Source organism: Stutzerimonas sp. CXK-1 (genome assembly GCF_057738225.1).
The window spans coordinates 3,449,334-3,466,665 of the sequence record NZ_CM173217.1 but is presented as its reverse complement, the minus strand read 5'-3'; the positions used below and the strand labels follow the sequence as shown (position 1 = coordinate 3,466,665).

The 17,332-nt window shown below is 67.6% G+C and carries 22 protein-coding genes and 1 riboswitch; of the genes, 13 read left to right on the top strand and 9 right to left on the bottom strand.

Annotated features, from left to right (window positions below):
- The first annotated feature begins 4 nt into the window (after positions 1 to 4).
- Together AC0KXH_RS16515 and AC0KXH_RS16510 are read left to right on the top strand one after the other, a co-directional pair.
- Positions 5 to 889, top strand: coding sequence for a sugar nucleotide-binding protein (locus AC0KXH_RS16515; protein ID WP_488223731.1), 885 nt, complete (start codon positions 5 to 7; stop codon positions 887 to 889).
- A complete protein-coding gene (locus tag AC0KXH_RS16510; protein WP_488223730.1) occupies positions 882 to 1,811 on the top strand; it encodes an NAD-dependent epimerase/dehydratase family protein in 930 nt (309 codons plus the stop codon). The genes AC0KXH_RS16515 and AC0KXH_RS16510 overlap by 8 nt, the downstream gene beginning before the upstream one ends.
- A 66-nt stretch (positions 1,812 to 1,877) precedes the next feature.
- Here the strand turns inward: AC0KXH_RS16510 and AC0KXH_RS16505 are convergent, their stop codons facing one another.
- Positions 1,878 to 2,540, bottom strand: a complete 663-nt coding sequence (locus AC0KXH_RS16505; protein ID WP_313306126.1) for an OmpW/AlkL family protein — start codon at positions 2,538 to 2,540, stop codon at positions 1,878 to 1,880.
- Positions 2,541 to 2,723: 183 nt separating this feature from the next.
- Between AC0KXH_RS16505 and AC0KXH_RS16500 the strand changes: the two genes are divergently transcribed.
- Genes AC0KXH_RS16500 through AC0KXH_RS16475 form a run of 6 tightly spaced genes read left to right on the top strand, consistent with a single transcriptional unit; the run spans position 2,724 to position 7,623 of the window.
- Positions 2,724 to 3,506 (top strand): DUF3450 domain-containing protein, encoded by a 783-nt coding sequence (locus AC0KXH_RS16500; protein WP_488223729.1) that lies wholly within the window; start codon positions 2,724 to 2,726, stop codon positions 3,504 to 3,506.
- Positions 3,503 to 4,852 carry a MotA/TolQ/ExbB proton channel family protein gene (locus tag AC0KXH_RS16495; protein WP_488223728.1) on the top strand — a complete coding sequence of 450 codons (1,350 nt, stop codon included), beginning with the start codon at positions 3,503 to 3,505 and terminating at the stop codon, positions 4,850 to 4,852. Before AC0KXH_RS16500 ends, AC0KXH_RS16495 begins: the two co-directional genes overlap by 4 nt.
- The gene (locus AC0KXH_RS16490) at positions 4,845 to 5,390 is read left to right on the top strand and encodes a MotA/TolQ/ExbB proton channel family protein (protein WP_165562720.1); all 546 of its coding nucleotides are present in this window, start codon (positions 4,845 to 4,847) and stop codon (positions 5,388 to 5,390) included. The genes AC0KXH_RS16495 and AC0KXH_RS16490 overlap by 8 nt, the downstream gene beginning before the upstream one ends.
- A 10-nt stretch (positions 5,391 to 5,400) precedes the next feature.
- Positions 5,401 to 5,814 (top strand): ExbD/TolR family protein, encoded by a 414-nt coding sequence (locus AC0KXH_RS16485; RefSeq protein WP_041110260.1) that lies wholly within the window; start codon positions 5,401 to 5,403, stop codon positions 5,812 to 5,814.
- A complete protein-coding gene (locus AC0KXH_RS16480) occupies positions 5,814 to 6,530 on the top strand; it encodes an energy transducer TonB (RefSeq protein ID WP_488223727.1) in 717 nt (238 codons plus the stop codon). The genes AC0KXH_RS16485 and AC0KXH_RS16480 overlap by 1 nt, the downstream gene beginning before the upstream one ends.
- A gap of 1 nt (position 6,531) precedes the next feature.
- Positions 6,532 to 7,623, top strand: a complete 1,092-nt coding sequence (locus AC0KXH_RS16475) for a tetratricopeptide repeat protein (protein ID WP_488223726.1) — start codon at positions 6,532 to 6,534, stop codon at positions 7,621 to 7,623.
- 14 nt (positions 7,624 to 7,637) lie between these two features.
- Here AC0KXH_RS16475 and AC0KXH_RS16470 read toward each other — a convergent pair whose 3' ends face one another.
- Genes AC0KXH_RS16470 through AC0KXH_RS16455 form a run of 4 tightly spaced genes read right to left on the bottom strand, consistent with a single transcriptional unit; the run spans position 7,638 to position 10,750 of the window.
- The gene (locus AC0KXH_RS16470) at positions 7,638 to 8,150 is read right to left on the bottom strand and encodes a DUF3299 domain-containing protein (RefSeq protein WP_488223725.1); all 513 of its coding nucleotides are present in this window, start codon (positions 8,148 to 8,150) and stop codon (positions 7,638 to 7,640) included.
- A 7-nt stretch (positions 8,151 to 8,157) separates the two neighbouring features.
- A complete protein-coding gene (locus tag AC0KXH_RS16465) occupies positions 8,158 to 9,423 on the bottom strand; it encodes an ABC transporter permease (RefSeq protein ID WP_488223724.1) in 1,266 nt (421 codons plus the stop codon).
- A 2-nt stretch (positions 9,424 to 9,425) separates the two neighbouring features.
- Positions 9,426 to 10,133, bottom strand: a complete 708-nt coding sequence (locus tag AC0KXH_RS16460; protein WP_488223723.1) for an ABC transporter ATP-binding protein — start codon at positions 10,131 to 10,133, stop codon at positions 9,426 to 9,428.
- A gap of 20 nt (positions 10,134 to 10,153) precedes the next feature.
- A complete protein-coding gene (locus tag AC0KXH_RS16455; RefSeq protein ID WP_488223722.1) occupies positions 10,154 to 10,750 on the bottom strand; it encodes a DUF2796 domain-containing protein in 597 nt (198 codons plus the stop codon).
- 109 nt (positions 10,751 to 10,859) lie between these two features.
- Here AC0KXH_RS16455 and AC0KXH_RS16450 point away from each other — a divergent pair, with 109 nt between their 5' ends.
- The gene (locus AC0KXH_RS16450) at positions 10,860 to 11,201 is read left to right on the top strand and encodes a hypothetical protein (protein ID WP_041110266.1); all 342 of its coding nucleotides are present in this window, start codon (positions 10,860 to 10,862) and stop codon (positions 11,199 to 11,201) included.
- Between the two features lie 6 nt (positions 11,202 to 11,207).
- Here the strand turns inward: AC0KXH_RS16450 and trxA are convergent, their stop codons facing one another.
- The gene (gene trxA, locus AC0KXH_RS16445; RefSeq protein WP_041110267.1) at positions 11,208 to 12,077 is read right to left on the bottom strand and encodes a thioredoxin; all 870 of its coding nucleotides are present in this window, start codon (positions 12,075 to 12,077) and stop codon (positions 11,208 to 11,210) included.
- Positions 12,078 to 12,263: 186 nt separating this feature from the next.
- On the opposite strand from trxA, the gene yedE reads away from it, so the two are divergent.
- Both yedE and yedF read left to right on the top strand, forming a co-directional pair.
- Positions 12,264 to 13,487, top strand: a complete 1,224-nt coding sequence (yedE, locus tag AC0KXH_RS16440) for a selenium metabolism membrane protein YedE/FdhT (protein ID WP_488223721.1) — start codon at positions 12,264 to 12,266, stop codon at positions 13,485 to 13,487.
- Positions 13,459 to 13,695: a sulfurtransferase-like selenium metabolism protein YedF gene (gene yedF, locus AC0KXH_RS16435; protein WP_041110269.1), complete on the top strand. Its 237-nt coding sequence runs from the start codon at positions 13,459 to 13,461 to the stop codon at positions 13,693 to 13,695. Before yedE ends, yedF begins: the two co-directional genes overlap by 29 nt.
- A gap of 6 nt (positions 13,696 to 13,701) precedes the next feature.
- Here yedF and thpR read toward each other — a convergent pair whose 3' ends face one another.
- From thpR to AC0KXH_RS16420, 3 genes are read right to left on the bottom strand one after another with little or no spacing between them, the layout of a single operon-like run.
- Positions 13,702 to 14,238 (bottom strand): RNA 2',3'-cyclic phosphodiesterase, encoded by a 537-nt coding sequence (gene thpR, locus AC0KXH_RS16430; protein ID WP_061339958.1) that lies wholly within the window; start codon positions 14,236 to 14,238, stop codon positions 13,702 to 13,704.
- Positions 14,235 to 14,903: a class I SAM-dependent methyltransferase gene (locus tag AC0KXH_RS16425; protein ID WP_404717968.1), complete on the bottom strand. Its 669-nt coding sequence runs from the start codon at positions 14,901 to 14,903 to the stop codon at positions 14,235 to 14,237. Before AC0KXH_RS16425 ends, thpR begins: the two co-directional genes overlap by 4 nt.
- Positions 14,900 to 15,322, bottom strand: a complete 423-nt coding sequence (locus AC0KXH_RS16420) for a YbaY family lipoprotein (protein WP_043222023.1) — start codon at positions 15,320 to 15,322, stop codon at positions 14,900 to 14,902. Before AC0KXH_RS16420 ends, AC0KXH_RS16425 begins: the two co-directional genes overlap by 4 nt.
- A gap of 117 nt (positions 15,323 to 15,439) precedes the next feature.
- On the opposite strand from AC0KXH_RS16420, the gene nrdR reads away from it, so the two are divergent.
- Both nrdR and ribD read left to right on the top strand, forming a co-directional pair.
- A complete protein-coding gene (gene nrdR, locus AC0KXH_RS16415; protein ID WP_041110273.1) occupies positions 15,440 to 15,907 on the top strand; it encodes a transcriptional regulator NrdR in 468 nt (155 codons plus the stop codon).
- A complete protein-coding gene (ribD, locus tag AC0KXH_RS16410; RefSeq protein WP_488223720.1) occupies positions 15,907 to 17,004 on the top strand; it encodes a bifunctional diaminohydroxyphosphoribosylaminopyrimidine deaminase/5-amino-6-(5-phosphoribosylamino)uracil reductase RibD in 1,098 nt (365 codons plus the stop codon). The genes nrdR and ribD overlap by 1 nt, the downstream gene beginning before the upstream one ends.
- A 104-nt stretch (positions 17,005 to 17,108) precedes the next feature.
- A riboswitch (FMN riboswitch) is annotated at positions 17,109 to 17,254 on the top strand.
- The last annotated feature ends 78 nt before the right edge of the window (positions 17,255 to 17,332 follow it).

The following is a 17,332-nucleotide window of genomic DNA, read 5'->3' as shown; positions in this document are numbered from 1 at the left end:
CTTGATGCGAATGCGCCTGTTGCTGTTGGGTGGAGGCAATGCCCTCGGGCAGGCGCTCATCCGTCTGGGGGCCGAAGAGGACATCGGCTTTCTCGCACCGCGGCCGCCAGCGCACGGTTGGGATGCGGCGAGCCTGACCCAGCTGCTGGACGACAACCGACCGGATGCGGTGATCAACCTCGCCTATTACTACGACTGGTTCCAGAGCGGGCAAGCGAGCGACGTCGCGTTGGCTGCTCAGGCGCGCTCGGTCGAGCGTCTTGCCGAACTCTGTCAGCATCACGACTTCATTCTTCTGCAGCCCTCCAGCTATCGCGTCTTCGACGGCGCGCGTACGACCGCCTACAGCGAGAAGGACGAAGTCGCGCCGCTGGATGTCCGCGGCCAGTCGCTCTGGCAGTTCGAGCAGAGCGTGCGCTCGCTTTGCCCAAGGCACGTGCTGTTGCGCTTCGGCTGGTTGCTCGACGACAGCAGCGATGGCTTGCTCGGGCGGTTCCTCAAGCGTCTTGAAAGCGGTGAGGCGATCCGGCTCGCCGATGACCGGCGCGGAAATCCGACGCCGGTGGATGATGCCGCGAGGGTCATCCTCGCCGTGCTCAAGCAGCTCGACTGCCAGGCGCCGTTGTGGGGGACCTATCATTACGGCGGTCATGAAGCCTCGACCCCGCTGCTGGTCGGTCAGGCTCTGCTTGCCGAAGCCAGTCGCTACCGACAGCTGACGGCCGACGTCCTGCAGCCGGCAGCCCATGCCGCTTGCGAGGATGCCGACGACGAACCCCAGCACGGCGTGCTCGCCTGCAAGAAGATCTTCAATACCTTCGGCATCAAGCCGCGCGCCTGGCGCGCCGGGCTGCCGAGCCTACTGGAACGCTACTACCGTCATGGCTGATCTGCCGATCCTGGTGACCGGGGGGGCCGGCTTCATCGGCTCCAACCTGGTCGATGTCCTGCTTGCCCGCGGCTATCGGGTTCGCGTGCTCGACAACCTCTCTACCGGCAAGCGCAGCAATCTGCCGCAAGACGACCGGGTCGAGCTGATCGTCGGCGATGTTGCCGATGCCGAATGCGTTCGGGGTGCCATCGAGGGATGTGGTGCGGTGGTCCATCTCGCCGCCGTGGCTTCGGTGCAGGCCTCGGTGGAGGACCCTGTCGGGACGCATCGCGCCAATCTCATCGGTACGCTCAATGTCTGCGAGGCGATGCGTGCCGCCGGGATAAGACGGGTCGTGTTCGCCTCCAGCGCCGCGGTGTACGGCAACAACGGCGAGGGAACCGCGATCGACGAAGACACGCCCAAGGCACCCCTGACGCCCTATGCGGCGGACAAGTTGGCCAGCGAGCATTACCTGGACTTCTATCGGCGCCAGCATGGGCTGGAGCCGGTGGTGTTCCGCTTCTTCAACATCTACGGGCCTCGCCAGGATCCTTCGTCGCCTTATTCGGGCGTGATCAGCATCTTTACCGAGCGTGCGCAGCGGGGCCAGCCGATCAGTGTCTTCGGTGATGGCGAGCAGACACGCGATTTCCTCTATGTCGGCGATCTGGTCGAGGTGCTGGTACAGGCGCTCGAGACGTCAGAAGTCGAGGTGGGTGCGGTAAACGTGGGGCTCGGCCAGACCACTTCGCTGAACCAGTTGCTGGCGGCGATTGGTGAGGTGCTTGGGCAGTTGCCGCCGGTGACTCATCTGGCTGCCCGGCCCGGTGATATCCGTCATTCGCGCGCGAACAACGCGCGCCTGCTGGCGCGTTATCGCCTTCCTCAGCCGCCGACCAGCATGCGTGATGGCCTGGCCCGTCTGTTGCGGCGATAACGCCTGGTGAAAACGCAAGAAAGGCGCCGATGGGCGCCTTTCTGCTGTCTGGGACGGCTAGGTTCGTCAGAACTTGTAGCCGAGGCCGACCATGTAGACGAAGGGGTCGACGTCTACATCGACCGTCACTTTAGCCGGGCCGGCATACGTGGTTCCCTCGGTTTCGATATCAATGTAGCGAACTTGAGCGTTTAGCATCACGTTCTCTGTCAGCATGTAATCCATGCCAACCTGAGCCGCCAAACCCCAGGAGTCCTTCATGTCAAGACCGCGGAAGCCAGCTGTTTCCGCCTCGCTGGTTAGCTTGTCATCGAAGAACCAAGTGTAGTTAATGCCGGCGCCAACATAGGGCTGGAATGCAGAGGTCTTTTCCAACGGATAGTAGACGACACTAAGGGTTGGGGGCAGATGCTTCAAGCTTCCCAATTTAGACGACGTGCCGCCTGCTTTCAGGCCAACGTCATGACTGAAAGGAGTCGCAGCCAGCAGTTCAAGGCCGACTTTGTCCGTCAGCATGTAGGCAAAGTTAAGGCCCAGCTGCGTGTCGCTATCCAGCGTTGCCTTAGCATCGATGGGCTGGCCGGCGACTTTTACATTCCCGCTGTCCTCATGCGGATCAACAGTAATCGCACCAGCGCGAACGATGATGTCCCCGGCCTCGAAGGCCTGGGCGAAGGGGGCGGCCAGCGCCAGGGCCAGCGCGGAAGCGGTGAACAGGGTCTTGCGCATAATGCTTGCTCCATGTGTGCGTAATTCGATGGGGCAATGGTAGGTGTGGCCGATTGGGGCTTTTTGACTTGGCTCAATGAAAACGGGGGGCCGTGCTGCGACCTTTTGCCCTGCTTGCTTTAGATCAATTTACTAATGATAATGGTTCTTCTTTGAGTTAAGTTCTCCTAGCAAGGATTCCCCATGTCGTCCGTCCTTCCCCGCCTGCTGGCGGTCGCCGTGCTGCCCTGTTGCGTGCAGTTCGCTGCGCCGCTGGTGGCTGCTCCACTCGATGCGGCGCTCGAAGAGAGTGAGCGTCTGTCCGAGGAGGCAGCCTCGTCCCAGGCGCGCATCGAGCAGCTCGACGATGCCACCCGCCAGATGCTTACCGACTATCGCAGTGCCGTGCAGCAGGCCGAGGCCCTGAAGGCTTATAACGCGCAGATGCGCGAGCTGACGGCGGCGCAGCAAAAGGAGCTCGAAGGCTACGGAAGGCAGCTACAGGGCATCGAGCGCACTCAGGAGGCCGTGACGCCGCAGATGAGTCGCATGGTGGAGGTGCTGGGGCAGTTCATCGAGGCGGATCTGCCGTTCCTGCCGGACGAGCGGGCCGACCGTCTGGCACAGCTCGAGGAGTTGCTGCCACGTGCCGATGTCAGCCTGGCGGAAAAGTACCGTCGCATTCTCGAGGCGTATCAGATCGAGAGCGATTACGGCCGCACCCTCGAGGCCTGGCGCGGCGAGCTGCCGGTCGAGGGCGGTTCGCGCAGTGTCGAGTTTCTGCGCCTGGGTCGCGTGATGCTCTATTACCAGACCCTGGATGCGCATGAGAGCGGCTGGTGGAATCCGGCGACCCGCAGCTGGGAGGTGCTCGACGGCAGCGCACGGCGCCCGCTGACCCAGGCGATCGCCATCGCGCGTCAGCAGCAGGCCCCGGCTTACCTGGAATTGCCGGTGAAAACCCTCGGTCGGGAGAGTGCGCAATGAGTCGTCTGTTTTCTCTGCTGGCGCTGCTGCTGCTGGCGCCGGTACTGGTGAATGCCGCCGAGCCGCTGAATCCCGATCAGTTGCTTGAGCGCATCCGCAGTGAGCGGGCCGCCGAAGCGAGCGCCATGCAGGCGCGCGAGCAGGCTTTCGTGCGTGACCGCGGCGAACAGGCCCGTCTGCTGGCACAGGCCAAGGCGGCGCTGGCCGAGCAGCAGGCCGAGGCCGAACGGCTCAAGGCCGAGTTCGACCGGCAGGAAGCGCTGCTTGCCGAGCAGGAGAAGTTGCTGGCCCAGCGCGTCGGTCATCTGGGCGAGCTGTTCGGTGTGGTCCGCCAGAGCGCCGGCGACATTGCCGGGCAGTGGCAGGACAGCCTTCTCAATGCCCAATATCCCGAGCGCCTGGCGCAACTGCGAGGGCTCGCCGAGAGCCGCACGCTGCCCTCGGCCGAGGATCTGGATGCGTTCTGGATGACGCTGTTGGAGGACCTGGCCGCCAGCGGTCGGGTCGAGCAGGTCAGCCTCCCGGTGGTTGGGGCCGACGGCCAGCGCAGCGAGCAGCCGGTGCTGCGCGTCGGTACGTTCTCGGTCTTCGGCCAGGATGACTTCCTGCGCTACGACGCCGATGCCGGTCAGCTGCTAGCACCGGCTCGGCAGCCTTCCGGCATGGGCGAAGTCGATGACTATCTGCGCAGCGATGAGGCGCTGGGTGTGCTACCGATCGACCCGAGCCGCGGCACACTGCTGGCGCAGTTGCAGCGCGAGCCGGATTTCTGGGCGCGCCTGCAGCAGGGCGGGCTGGTCGGCTGGGTCATTGTCGCATTGGGTGTGCTCGGCCTGTGCCTGGCGGGCTGGCGAATGGTCTATCTCAGTGGCGTCGGCCGCAAGGTCGCCAGCCAGATGCGCGAGCTCGAGCGGCCGCGCGACGACAATCCGCTCGGCCGCATCATTGGTGTGCTCGGGCCGAAGCCGCAGCTTGCGGACCTGGAGACCCTGGAGCTCAAGCTCGACGAGGCGATCCTGCAGGAAACGCCGCCGCTGGAGCGCGGCCAGCCGCTGCTCAAGTTGCTGACGGCTGTTGCGCCGTTGCTTGGTCTCTTGGGCACCGTGACGGGCATGATCGTCACCTTCCAGGCCATCACCCAGAGCGGTGGCGGTGATTCGCGGCTGATGGCCGATGGCATCTCGCAGGCGCTGGTAACCACCGTGATGGGCCTGGTGGTGGCCATCCCGCTGCTTTTCCTGCACGCGCTGCTGGCCAGTCGCAGCAAGGCGCTGATCCAGCTCCTCGAACAGCAGAGCGCGGGCCTGATCGCGCTGCACTTGTCGGGAACGCCTCGTCGTGACTGATCTGCACGGGCTCTGGCTGCGGCTGGTCGACAGCGGTCATCTGCTGCTCGACTTCATGGCCGCCGGCGGGGTCGTCATGTGGGCGCTGGCGGTGCTCTGCGTGCTGTACTGGACACTGGTGTTCGAGCGCCTCTGGTACATGCGCCGGGTGTTCCCGCGCTGGGTCGACGCCCGCCGCCAGGCCTGGGCCCGGTTGGCCAGCGAGCCCGGCACCTGGCAGCGCGCGGTACGCAGCGCCTGGCTGGCGCAGGCTCAGCAGCAACTGGCCGGGCCGCTGCGCCTGAGCAAGGCGCTGGTGGCGCTCTACCCGCTGCTCGGCCTGCTCGGCACCGTGACCGGGATGATCGCCGTGTTCGACGTGCTGTCGCTCAACGGTACCGGCAACCCGCGCGGCATGGCCGCTGGCGTCTGGCAAGCCACCCTGCCGACCATGGCTGGCATGGTGCTGGCCATCACTGGACTGTTCAGCCTGGCGCGCCTCGAGCGTATCGCCCGGCTGTCGCTCGACCGGCTGGCCGACCAGCTGCGTCACGATTGAGGAGTTGTTGATGCGTATGCGTCGCCATCATTACCAGCAGGACGAAGACACCGGCATCGACCTCACGCCGATGCTCGATGTGGTCTTCATCATGCTGATCTTCTTCATCGTCACCAGCTCCTTCGTCAAGGAGTCCGGCGTCGAGGTGCAGCGCCCGCAGGCCGATACCGCCAGCGCCCAGGACAAGGGCAACATCCTCATCGCCGTGACCGCCGACGGCCAGATCTGGATCGACAAGCAGCAGATCGACGTGCGCAGCGTGCGCGCCCATGTCGAGCGCATGCGCGTCGATCAGCCCGATGGTGCGGTCGTGGTGCAGGCCGACCAGGATGCACGCACCGGCCTGGTGGTGCAGGTCATGGATCAGGCGCGACAGGCCGGGGTCCGCGACGTGGCGCTGGCGGCCAGCACGGGAGCGCGGTAATGCGCCAGGGCTTGAGCCGCGCCGGCTTTTCGCTGCTGGCGGCCTGTGTGGTCACCGTATTGCTGTTCGCACTCATGCTGAGCATGGTCTCGCCGCCGCGCAGCGAAGTCAGCGACGAGCCCGTCGCAGTCGCCAACTTCGTCCGCATGGATGGGCGCAACCAGGAAGCCGCGACGCGCACGCGCCAGCAGGCGCCACAGCCGCCACAACCCAAGACGCCGCAGCCGCCGACGCCACCGACGCCGAGCATGGCGACGCCGGCGGCCAATCTGCCAAAGCTCGATCTCGATCTGCCGAACATCGATGCCGGTGTGTCGGTCGCCGCGGCACCGGCGCCGAGCTTGAGCGGCCTGAGCGCCGCTGCGGCCCCTGCGCCAGCCGCCACGGCACCCGCCGCCGCTGCCGCCGCCGAGGCGGGCGGGCAGCCGGGCGGGCCGGAACAAGAGGTGGTGCCGCTCAACGATGTTCGTCCCGAATATCCCTACCGAGCCCGGCAACGCGGGATCGAAGGGCATATCAAGCTGGCCTTCACCATTTCCCCCTCCGGCCGGGTGGAAAACATCCGCGTGCTGGAGGCTTCGCCGCGCAACGTCTTCGACCGCGAGGCGCGCCGGGCGGCGGCTCGCTGGCGCTTTGCTCCACGCACCGAGAACGGCGTGGCGGTTTCGCGCGAAGCCGTGAAAACCCTGCACTTCCGCCTGCAAGGAGAACGCTGAGATGCCTCGTCTGCTGCTCGTGTTGATCCTTACCTTCGCCAGTGCCGCCCAGGCGGCGCAAAGCATTGCACCTGGCGTATACAGCGCTCTGCAAGAGGCGCAAAGCGCTCAGCAGAGGGGTGACTATGGCGCTGCGCGAAAGGCGCTGCAGGGCGCCGGGGCCAAGCCTGGCAGCATCGAGCAGGCCCTGGTCTGGCGCAGCCTTGGCTACCTGGCCTGGGCGCAGGGCGATACCGCCGACGCCGTGCGGTGGCTCGACAAGGCGCTGGCCAGCGGCAAGCTCGACGAGCAGACACTCGCCGCCGAACGCGCCAACCTGGCGCGCCTGTATCTCGCCGAAGGCGACTTCGCCCGCGTCGTCAGCCTGTTGAAGGGGGCGGACCAGCAGGATGCCGATATCCTGCGCATGCTCGTGCAGGCATACCAGGGGCTCGGCCAGCATGCCAAGGCGCTGCCCCTGGCCGAACGTTATGTGGCGGCCAATCCGCGCGCCGAAGACGTCTGGCTGCAACTGCTGGTGGCCGGCAACGCCGAGCTCAAGCGCTACCCGGCGGCCGAGCGTTGGCAGCGCCAGCTGCTGTTGCGCCACCCAGACCAGCCGCGTAGCTGGCGCCAGTTGGCCGGGCTGCAGCAACTGGCCGGCGCCGACGAGCGGGCGTTGGCCACGCTGCGCACCGCCTACGCCAAGGGCCTGCGCTTCAGCGAGGCGGAGCTGGACAACCTGGTGCTGCTGGCCGCCGCAGCCGGTCAACCCTGGCAAGCCGCACGACTGCTGGACGGCATGCTCGACGCCGATCTGTTGCAAGGAAGCGCGACCCGCCGCGAGAGGCTGGCGCAGCTCTGGTGGCAGGCGCGCGAGCGCAGCACAGCGGCGGAACTGTACCGCGAGCTGGCGGCCCGGAGCGGCCAGGCGAAGCTGTGGATGAATCTGGCCCAGCTCGAACTCGAGCAGGCCCATTGGCAGGCCGGCCTTGAGGCGCTGCGCAAGGCTGAGCGTGCCGGGGCCGAGCGGCGCCAGGTGCGCGCCTGGCGTGAGTGGGCGGAGAGTGAGCTGAGCTTCGAGCGCGAGCGTCAGGTCGCCCGCACCAACTGAGCCACGCCCGCCGTTCAGGGCAGGTCGTAGGGAAAGATACGCTGCGCCTGCATGCTGTAGCCCGCTTCGGCCAGCTCGCTGCTGGCTGGCTCGACGCGCAACGGACCTTCGATCCAGAACGGTTGATAGAGTTGCTCTACCTTTACCCCTGGCTCGCTGGTGGCGTGGACGATCTGGTTCGGCGGCGGCGGCGGCACGTGAATGCAGGCGCCGAAATAAGGCACCAGCAGGAACTCCACGACGCGCTCCTGCTCACTGATTTCCAGCGGCACGATGTAACCCGGCAGACGCACCTCGAGGCCGTCCAGCGCCTGCACCACCGGCGCATTCGGGTGCTGTTGCGCCGCTGCGGGGCCATTCTCGGCGGCGAGTACATCGGCCAGTTGCGACAGGTCGTGCATCGCGGCCGGCGGGGCCGGGGGCGGCGCATCGGCCGGTACCAGTTCCGACCAACGTAGCTCGCGTATCTCGGCGGTCGCCCAGGACGACACCAGACACAGCAGCAGGATCGGCAGGGGTCTGTGCATGACGTTCTCAAAGGCGAATGGACAGGCCGTCGACGAGCGACTGCCGGTACGCGCGCCAGGCGGGTACGCCGCCCATCAGCACGGCGGCGCACAGCACCGCGCCGAGCAGCCGCCATTCATGCTGGCCGGGCCAGCGCAGGGGAACGTACAGGCCGTAGTGCGCCTGCAGCGGTCCCTGCGCCCCCAGTATCGCCAGATAGAGCAGCGCGACGCCGAGCAGCATGCCGGCGACTGCCAGCAGCAGGGCTTCGGCGACCAACAGCCCGGCGATATGCCAGGGGCGCGCACCGACCGAGCGCAGGATGGCCATTTCCCGGCGGCGCTCGTTGAGGCTGGTGAGGATCGCCGTCAGCATACCGACCAGACCGATCAGCACGACGAACAGCGAAATGACCAGCAGCGCCTGCTCGGCGGTTCCCATCAGGCTCCACAATTCCTGCAGCGCTACCCCGGGCAGCACCGCCTGCAGCGGTTCGCTGTGGTAGCCGTTGATCTCGCGCTGCAGGCCGAAGGTGGCAAGGCGACTGTCCAGGCCAAGGAGAAACGCGGTGATTTGCCGGGGCTGCAGCGGCAGCTCGCGCGCCTGCGCGGCACTCAGTCGCGCCGCACCCTGGGCCGGTACGCCATGACGCCAGTCGGCATGCAGCGCTTCCATGCCCGCCAGGCTGATGTGCAGCGTGCGGTCGACCGGTGTGCCGGTGCGCTGGAGAATGCCGACCACCTCGAAGGGCTTGTCGTCGTGCTGAAGCAGGCTGATGCGGGCGACGCCGTGCGCAAGCACCAGCGAATCGCCGAGCCGGTAGTTCAATTGCTGGGCAACTTCCGCGCCGAGCACCACTTCGAAGGGGGCCGTGGCGAACGGCCGCCCTTCAGCCAGAGCCAGCGGCTGTTTGCGCCCGTAGCGGTAATGCTCGAAATAGGCCAGGTTGGTACCGAGTACCCGGTAGCCGCGGTGCGAATCGCCTAGCGAAAGCGGTATCGCCCAGCGCACCCGCGGGTGATTGGCGAAGTGCTCGAAGCTCTCCCAGCGGATGTTGTTGGTCGCGTTGCCGATGCGAAATACCGAGTAGAGCAGCAGGTTCACCGAACCGGAGCGCGCGCCGACCACCAGATCGGTCCCGCTGATGGTGCTGGCGAAGCTGGTGCGTGCCTCGGTGCGGATGCGCTCGACGGCCAGTAACAGGCACACCGAGAGCGCGATGGCCATGACCGTCAGCAGGGCGGTGAAGCGGCGGTTGTTCAGGCTCGCCAAGGCCAGGCGCAACAGATGCAAGCTCAACTCTCCGTGATCGGGCGGGCCCGGTTGAGTGCCGGCAGCGACAGGCTGCGGTCGAACAGGCCCGCCAGGCTGCGGTCGTGGCTGACGAACAGCAGGCTGGCGCCGGCTGCACTGCATTCGTCGAACAGCAGGCGCAGAAAACTCTCGCGGCTGTCGGCATCCAGCGCCGAGGTTGGTTCATCGGCGATCACCAGTTCCGGCTGGCCGATCAGCGCACGAGCCGCGGCGACCCGTTGCTGCTGGCCGATGGAGAGCGAGTCGGCGCGGCGCTCGAGCAGCGACGGGGGCAGCCCAAGGTGCTCGAGCAGCCGGCTTGCGGCCTGCTCAGTACTGCCGTGTCGACCGCAGGCACGCTCCCGGCGCAGGCGCGAGAAGCCGCAGGGCAGGGTGACGTTGGCGCTTGCCGAGAGGAACGGCAGGAGGTTGAACTGCTGGAAGATGAAGCCGGTGTGATCGACCCGCCAGCGGTCGCGGGCTGCGGCGCCGAGGCTGGCCAGGTCGCGGCCGAGCAGGCGGACGTGCCCGCGGTCGGGCATATGCACGCCACCGACCAGGCCCAGCAGCGTGCTCTTGCCGCTGCCCGAAGGGCCTTCGAGAAACACCCGTTCACCCTGGTGCAGGCTCAGCTGCGGGATATGCAGCAGCTCGGTTTGCCCGGGCCAGGCGAAATGCAGATCGTGGATCTCGAGGACGGGCGGAGCCATGGCGTGTTCGGCGGGCATCGTCAGAACTCGAGGGTCGCCGCGCGCAGGCCCAGCTCCGCAGCACGCTGACCGCCGGGGCCGATCAGCTGCACACGCACGCGTTCGAGCCCGGGATAGCCGGCGAACAGCGCGCTGAGGTCCAGTTGCGTCAGTTTGGTCGGCTCGGTGCACAGGAGTCTGTAGCGCGCGAGGATGTCGCTATGGCCGTTATCGTCGGCCGCCCGCGAGGTGCCCTCGCGCTTGTAGCCGGCGTGATTGCTGCCCAGCAGCGAGCTGTCGATCTCCTGCTCACTGACGGCGCAGCCTGCCTGTGCCGGTATGCCGAACAGCCTTTGCGGCTGTTGCAGATCGCCACTCACGGCGGCAATGCGGCGTTCGTCCGGCTCGCCGGCCGGTGCGTGCTCGAACCCCAGCAGATTGATCGCCGGGCTGCGCAGCTCCAGGTCCAGGTGCTCGCTTTCGAACGCCACATCGAGCTCGGCAACACCATGTTCATGGGCGTGCAGCGCGGCGTGGGTGGCCGCGGCATCGTGCTCGGCTTGTTCCTGGGTCTGCTCGTGCGCCTGGGCCAGTACCGGCAGCAGGACGAGGGTCGAAAAGGCGATGAGCTGGCGCATGAAGGGCTCCGGTAGAAAAGCGTGCGTTACGTTATAACAACTATTGCTTGCGGCTGGCCAGATTTCCTGCGGCATGTGAGCATGAGGCGTTTCGCGCTTGGAGGCGGTCATGATCAGGATCAGCGGAAAGATCGGCGATTGGCCGGTCGACCTTGCCATCGAACTCGACAACGAGGATTGGGCGAATCTGGCCGCGGGCTTCGTCGCGGCGCAGCCCGCGGCTGCGGAGCAGGGCGGCGCGCGGCGACCGCGAGAGGATGCGCTCTGGCAGACCGCCCAGGAGCGCCTGCGCCAGGCCGGCATTCTCGAGGGCCCGCAACTCTTCGAGGAGCTGCGCGTGCTGGCCGGCAGCGAGCAAGCGGCCAAGCGGCTGCTGGTCAGGCTGCGGCATAGCGAGCAGGTGCAGGTCGAGCATGGGGCCGACGCCCCGACCTATCGCTGGATCGGCTGAAGCAGCTCAGTAGAGCGCCTGATACAGCTTGCGGCGGTACTGGCCGACCAGCGGGTGATCGTTGCCGAGCAGGTCGAATACCTGTAGCAGCGTCTTGTGCGCTACGCCTTCGTTGAAACTGCGGTTGCGCACGAACAACCTGAGCAGGCCATCGAGGGCGGCTTCGTACTGCTGTCGGGCGAGTTGCTGTACGGCCAGTTGATAGGTGGCCTCGTCGTCGCCCGGGTCCTGCGCCAGGCGCGACTTGAGCGCCGCTGGCTCCGGCAGGTCGTTGGCCTGGCGCAGAAAGGTCAGCTGCGCACGGGCGCCGGCCAGCGCCTGCTTGTGCTCGTCGCCCTTGACTGCAGCGAGGACGGTTTCGGCCTCGCCCAGCTCGCCGCGCTCGGCCAGGCAGCGGGCATAGAGAATCAGCGCCTCGGCGTTCTCGTTGTCCTCGCCAAGCAACTGCTTGAGCGTGTTTTCGGCATCGCCGATGCGGCCTTCGGCGAACAGCTCCCTGGCGCTTTGCAGCAGGTCGGCCTCTGGCGCCGGTGGCAGCTGCACGTGCGGTTCGAGCATCGCGCGGATCGCTGATTCGGGTTGCGCCCCGGCGAAGCCGTCGACCGGCTGGCCGTCCTTGAACAGCACCACCGTCGGCAGGCTGCGGATGCCGAAGCGCATCACCACGTCCTGCTCGATGTCGCAGTTGACCTTGGCCAGCAGCAGCTCGCCGGCATACTCCTCGGTGATCTTCGCCAGCAGCGGCATCAGCGCCTTGCACGGCGCGCACCACTCGGCCCAGAAGTCCACCAGCACCGGTTTGTGAAAGGAGTTTTCCAGCACCAGCTGCTCGAAGTTGGCGCTGGTGACATCGAAGATGAAGGGACTCTGGCTCATCGGAATCTCGTCGAGGGCGGGCAGGGAAAAGGCTGCAGGATGACATGGGGGCGCCGACGGCGCCATGCAAGTACTCGCGTCTTCGCGGGCGCTGGGCTAAGGTTGCGCCGGCCCGGCGCTGCCGGGCCACACAACCTTTCCTAGACCGGTGCGGCGATTGCAGTCGCGCGTCAAAAGGAGCTTCAAATGTCCTCGCTCTCCGCTTTTCGGGAGCGCTACCTCGTGCGTTTCTGGTCGCCGCTGCCGGCACTGGTCGCACTCGGGGTCGCCTCTGCCTATTACTTTGCAATCACGGGAACCTTCTGGGCCGTTACCGGCGAGTTCACCCGCTGGGGCGGCCATGTGCTGGCCTGGTTCGGTGCCCAGCCCGAGCAGTGGAGCTATTTCAAGCTGCTTGGCCTGAACGGCACGCCGCTCGATCGGGTCGACGGGGTGATGATCATCGGCATGCTGCTCGGTGCGTTGAGCACCGCGCTGTGGGCCAACAACGTCAGCCTGCGCTGGCCGACCAGCCGGCGGCGCCTGCTGCAGGGGCTGGTCGGCGGCATCATCGCCGGCTTCGGTGCGCGCCTGGCGATGGGCTGCAACCTGGCGGCGTTCTTCACCGGCATTCCGATGTTTTCCCTGCATGCCTGGGCCTTCATGCTCGCCACTGTGGCCGGCGCCTGGGTCGGCGTGAAGATCTGCCTGCTGCCCTGGCTGCGCACGCCGCTGCGGGTCGGTACTCAGGCCAGTGCGCTGTTTGCCGACCCTGAAGCGACCCGCCGGCGTGCCGGCCTGCAGGCGCGTATCGGTGTCGGCGTTGCGCTGGTGGCGGTGGCCTTTGCCGCCTGGCGTTTCGACGCCTCGCTGGTGCTGGGCATGGCGGTGCTGTTCGGGCTGCTGTTCGGCGGGCTGATCGAGCGTGCGCAGATCTGTTTCACCAGCGCCGCGCGCGACCTCTGGACCACCGGCCGCACCCGCGCGGCGTACGGCATCCTGCTCGGCATGGCCGTGGCATGCGTCGGTACCTTTGGCGCCATTGCGCTGGGGGCGAGCCCGAAGATCTTCTGGATGGGCCCGAACGCGATCATCGGCGGCGTGCTGTTCGGCATTGGCATCGTGGTCGCCGGCGGCTGCGAAACCGGCTGGATGTACCGCGCGATGGAAGGCCAGGTGCACTTCTGGGTGGTTGGCGTCGGCAACGTCATCGGCGGCACCCTCGTCGCGGTGTACTGGGACGCACTTGGCAGCACCCTGGCGCTGCCCTTTCCGAAGGTCAACCTGCTCGAGCGCTTCGGCCCCACCAGCGGGTTGATGCTGACGTTCGCCGGGCTTGCCGTGGCCATGCTGCTGGTGCACCTCAACGCCAAACGATTCCAACCGAAAAGGAGCTCGCTCGATGAGCCAGGTACCCGATCTCTCGCTTGACCTGCGAGGCGAACACTGCCCGTACAACGCGATTGCCACGCTCGAAACCCTCGAGACGATGAAGCCGGGGCAGTTGCTCGAAGTGGTGACCGACTGCTCGCAATCGGTCAACGGCATCCCCGAGGACACCCGCGCCAAGGGCTACGACTGCCTCGCGGTGGAGCAGCATGGTTCGCTGTTCCGTTTCCTGATTCGCGTACCCGCCTGAGTTCGCTCAGCTCGCGGCGGCCGCTGTGCTCCGGCGCAGCGGCCAGTGCCGCAACGGCCGATAACGCACGCCGCCTTCCTCCTGCTCCGACACATACAACGCAAAGGACTCGACCGGCCAGGCGAATGTCGGGGTCGTAGCGTGCCGGCGCTCGCCTGCCTGGCGCATCAATGTCAGATGCGGCAGGAAGGGGCGGTCGTCCACCGGCAGCCCGCGTTCGGCCAGGCCGGCGCGCAGCAGCGCGACAAGGTCGCCAAGCGCGCGCGGCGGCTGCTCTGGCGCCAGGCAAGTGAACCCCTTGCCGAGGCTGATCAGCCGGTCCAGGCGCAGCTCGAAGGCCTCGGCATGGATCGACTCGCCCAGGCGCGCGATCTCGGCCAGTGCGTCGGCCGGTTGCGCGCCGAGAAACGCCAGCGTCAGGTGCAGGTTCGCCAGCGGTACGGCGCGCCCGTCCAGGCCCTGCTCGTCGCGCCAGCGGCCGATGGCCTGTGCCTGGTCGGCCGGGCAGGGCAGGGCGAAGAACAGCCGCAGCGGGTCGTTCATGCTGCCGCCTCTGCGCGGCGGGCGTGGTAGAGGCTGACCCGGCGAAATTCCGCCGGTTCGGCGAGGTCCGGCCAGGTGCAGGCTTCGAGCATGCCAAGGCCCTGGTACAGCGGGTGGGCGAAGTCGCGCACCCGCGAGTCGGCCACCAGCGCCTCGCGGCCGCGGCTGAGAAACTGGTCGAGCAGCGGCAGGTTGGCGCGGTCGTAGAGCACGTCGGCGACGATGATCAGGTCGAAGCGATCGGCTTCGGCGAAGAAGTCCGCCGAGTAGCTCAGCTGAACCTCGTTCAGCGCGGCATTGGCGCGGCAGGCCGCCAGCGCCAGCGGATCGAGATCGCAGGCCACCACTTCGGCCGCACCCGCCTTGGCCGCGGCGATTGCGGCGACGCCCGAACCGGCGCCGAAGTCCAGCACACGCCGGCCACGCACCCATTCGGGATGCTCGGCCAGCCACTGCGCCAGGACCAGGCCGCTGGCCCAGCAGAAACACCAGTAGGGTGGCTCCTCGAGGATGCGCCGGGTTTCGTCTGGGCTGAAGGCGCGATCCATGTTCGCCGCATCGATCAGCCACAGCCGCAGATCGGTGCCTGGTAGCGTCTCGGCGGCCAGGCGTGCATCGCCGAGCAGGGCGGCCAGCGCCTGTTGCAGCTCGCGCGGCGGGGTCATGGCGCCGGCACCGGGCGCAGATCTCCGAGCGCCTGGCTGCCGGCGCTTTCGATGGGGATCGCCGGCAGGCGCATGATCAGTTGGCCCGCGCGGGTCACGCGGCCGCGCAGCTCGACCGTGCGTCCGGCCGGAAAGGCCTCGGGGTTGAACTGCAGGGCGAACGGCAGCGGCTCGCCCTGGCCTTGCAGCTGTAGCGAGCTGAGCAGGCGGTCGGGCTGGTCGCGGCGGTCGACTTCCAGCAGGGCCAGTTCGACCTGGCTGCCGGCCGGAACGCCGATCAGTCGGCCCTGCAGCTGGTTGAGGATGTCCGACTGCTGCACCGGCAGCTCGACCGGCTGCACCGGCGCCTCGCTCGGCTGGCTGCCGCAGCCGGCAACGGCAAGCAGGACGGCGCTGAAAAGGATGGGACGAAACGGCACGAAGGCTCCTCCGGCGGGGCAGTGGCAGGGCATACGGCATGGTACTGCGCCCTCGTTTGTCTTGCCTGGGCGATGCGCTAACATGGCGCTCCTCACACTCTGACCACGAATGTCACCATGCATTGTCCCTTCTGCAGCGCGCATGACACCAAGGTCATCGACTCCCGTCTGGTGGCCGAAGGCGACCAGGTCCGTCGGCGCCGCGAATGCCTGGCCTGCGGCGAGCGCTTTACCACCTTTGAAACCGCCGAACTGGTGATGCCGCGTCTGATCAAGTCCGATGGCAGCCGCCAGCCGTTCGACGAGGACAAGCTGCGTGCCGGCATGCAGCGTGCACTGGAGAAGCGCCCGGTGAGCGTCGAGCGCCTCGAGGCCGCGATCGGCCACATCAAGCACCAGCTACGCGCTACCGGCGAGCGCGAGGTCAAGTCGCGCGTGCTCGGCGAGCTGGTGATGGCCGAGTTGCAGAAGCTCGACGAGGTCGCCTACATCCGCTTCGCCTCGGTCTACCGCCGCTTCCAGGACCTCAACGAGTTCCGCGAGGAGATCGAGCGGCTGTCCTCGCGCGATCCGGGCAAGGCCTGATGCTGCCGGATCAGGCGTGGATGGCCCGCGCGCTGCAGCTGGCGCGCCAGGGCCTGTATTCCACCCACCCGAACCCGCGGGTCGGCTGCGTGATCGTCAAGGACGGCCAGCAGGTCGGCGAGGGCTGGCACGTACGCGCCGGCGAGCCGCACGCCGAAGTGCATGCCCTGCGCCAGGCCGGCGAGCAGGCCCGCGGCGCCACCGCCTACGTCACCCTGGAACCCTGCAGCCATCACGGGCGCACGCCGCCCTGCGCCGAGGCGCTGGTCGCCGCCGGCGTCGCCCGCGTAGTGGCGGCCATGCAGGACCCCAATCCGCAGGTCGCCGGGCGCGGCCTGGCGCTGCTGCGCAGCGTCGGCATCGAGGTCGCCAGCGGGGTGCTGGAGGACGAGGCGCGCGAACTCAACCGCGGCTTCATCAAACGCATGGAAAGCGGCCTGCCGTTCGTCAGCGCCAAGCTGGCGATGAGCCTGGACGGGCGCACCGCGATGGCCAGCGGCGAGAGCCAGTGGATCACCGGGCCGGCGGCCCGCGCCGAGGTGCAGCGCCTGCGCGCCCGCGCCAGCGTGGTGCTGACCGGCGCCGATACCGTGCTGATGGACGGCGCGCGGCTGACCGTGCGCGGCGCCGAGCTGGGGCTGGATGAGGCGCAGACGGCGCTGGCACTGTCGCGCCCGCCGCTGCGGGTGCTGGTCGATGGGCGCGGGCGGGTGCCGCTGGGCGCGCCGTTCTTCCAGGCCGGGCCGGCGCTGGTGGCTGCCGCCGCTTCGGTCGACGCCGCGCCCTACCGCGCTGCCGGCCACGAGCTGCTGACGCTTGGCGAGGGGCGCGTCGATCTCGCAGCCCTGCTTGGCGAGCTGGCCGCGCGAGGCGCCAACGAGGTGCTGGTCGAGGCCGGCCCGCGCCTGGTCGGCGCCTTCGCCGCGCAGGGCCTGATCGACGAATACCAGCTGTTCGTCGCCGCCAAGTTCCTCGGTTCTTCGGCGCGGCCGCTGCTCGAGTTGCCGCTCGAGCGCATGAGCGAGGCGCGCGAACTCTGCATCCGCGATATTCGCGCGGTAGGCGGGGACTGGAAGATCGTCGCAACGCCGAAGTAGAGGGCGCCGCGCCAGGCCGGGTGACCGGCGCGGGACACCGAATCGCTGCGTTTGGCTGCACCTTGTGCGCATTTGTGATAAAAACTCGCCCGGGCCGCGAGGCCCGACGTTCTCAGGGCGGGGCGAAATTCCCCACCGGCGGTGATGGCGCAAGCCCAGCCCGCGAGCGCTCGCCGCCTGATCGGCGAGGTCAGCAGATCCGGTGCGATTCCGGAGCCGACGGTCATAGTCCGGATGAGAGAGAGCGGGATGTTCAGGCGGCGCCGTTCGGCGGCGGGCCAGTCCCTGCGATCTGCATTGCCCTGTTTTTCACAAACAGGAGTTCACT

What these genes read in the sequence shown, in the direction of transcription:
- trxA (WP_041110267.1), bottom strand. Translation starts at nt 12,077, where the DNA reads ATGAGCCAGAGTCCCTTCATCTTCGATGTCACCAGCGCCAACTTCGAG.
- AC0KXH_RS16470 (WP_488223725.1), bottom strand. Translation starts at nt 8,150, where the DNA reads ATGCACAGACCCCTGCCGATCCTGCTGCTGTGTCTGGTGTCGTCCTGG.
- yedF (WP_041110269.1), top strand. Translation starts at nt 13,459, where the DNA reads ATGAGCCAGGTACCCGATCTCTCGCTTGACCTGCGAGGCGAACACTGC.
- AC0KXH_RS16495 (WP_488223728.1), top strand. Translation starts at nt 3,503, where the DNA reads ATGAGTCGTCTGTTTTCTCTGCTGGCGCTGCTGCTGCTGGCGCCGGTA.
- AC0KXH_RS16450 (WP_041110266.1), top strand. Translation starts at nt 10,860, where the DNA reads ATGATCAGGATCAGCGGAAAGATCGGCGATTGGCCGGTCGACCTTGCC.
- AC0KXH_RS16480 (WP_488223727.1), top strand. Translation starts at nt 5,814, where the DNA reads ATGCGCCAGGGCTTGAGCCGCGCCGGCTTTTCGCTGCTGGCGGCCTGT.
- AC0KXH_RS16510 (WP_488223730.1), top strand. Translation starts at nt 882, where the DNA reads ATGGCTGATCTGCCGATCCTGGTGACCGGGGGGGCCGGCTTCATCGGC.
- ribD (WP_488223720.1), top strand. Translation starts at nt 15,907, where the DNA reads ATGCTGCCGGATCAGGCGTGGATGGCCCGCGCGCTGCAGCTGGCGCGC.
- AC0KXH_RS16505 (WP_313306126.1), bottom strand. Translation starts at nt 2,540, where the DNA reads ATGCGCAAGACCCTGTTCACCGCTTCCGCGCTGGCCCTGGCGCTGGCC.
- AC0KXH_RS16500 (WP_488223729.1), top strand. Translation starts at nt 2,724, where the DNA reads ATGTCGTCCGTCCTTCCCCGCCTGCTGGCGGTCGCCGTGCTGCCCTGT.
- AC0KXH_RS16425 (WP_404717968.1), bottom strand. Translation starts at nt 14,903, where the DNA reads ATGACCCCGCCGCGCGAGCTGCAACAGGCGCTGGCCGCCCTGCTCGGC.
- yedE (WP_488223721.1), top strand. Translation starts at nt 12,264, where the DNA reads ATGTCCTCGCTCTCCGCTTTTCGGGAGCGCTACCTCGTGCGTTTCTGG.
- nrdR (WP_041110273.1), top strand. Translation starts at nt 15,440, where the DNA reads ATGCATTGTCCCTTCTGCAGCGCGCATGACACCAAGGTCATCGACTCC.
- thpR (WP_061339958.1), bottom strand. Translation starts at nt 14,238, where the DNA reads ATGAACGACCCGCTGCGGCTGTTCTTCGCCCTGCCCTGCCCGGCCGAC.
- AC0KXH_RS16475 (WP_488223726.1), top strand. Translation starts at nt 6,532, where the DNA reads ATGCCTCGTCTGCTGCTCGTGTTGATCCTTACCTTCGCCAGTGCCGCC.
- AC0KXH_RS16455 (WP_488223722.1), bottom strand. Translation starts at nt 10,750, where the DNA reads ATGCGCCAGCTCATCGCCTTTTCGACCCTCGTCCTGCTGCCGGTACTG.
- AC0KXH_RS16485 (WP_041110260.1), top strand. Translation starts at nt 5,401, where the DNA reads ATGCGTATGCGTCGCCATCATTACCAGCAGGACGAAGACACCGGCATC.
- AC0KXH_RS16460 (WP_488223723.1), bottom strand. Translation starts at nt 10,133, where the DNA reads ATGGCTCCGCCCGTCCTCGAGATCCACGATCTGCATTTCGCCTGGCCC.
- AC0KXH_RS16515 (WP_488223731.1), top strand. Translation starts at nt 5, where the DNA reads ATGCGAATGCGCCTGTTGCTGTTGGGTGGAGGCAATGCCCTCGGGCAG.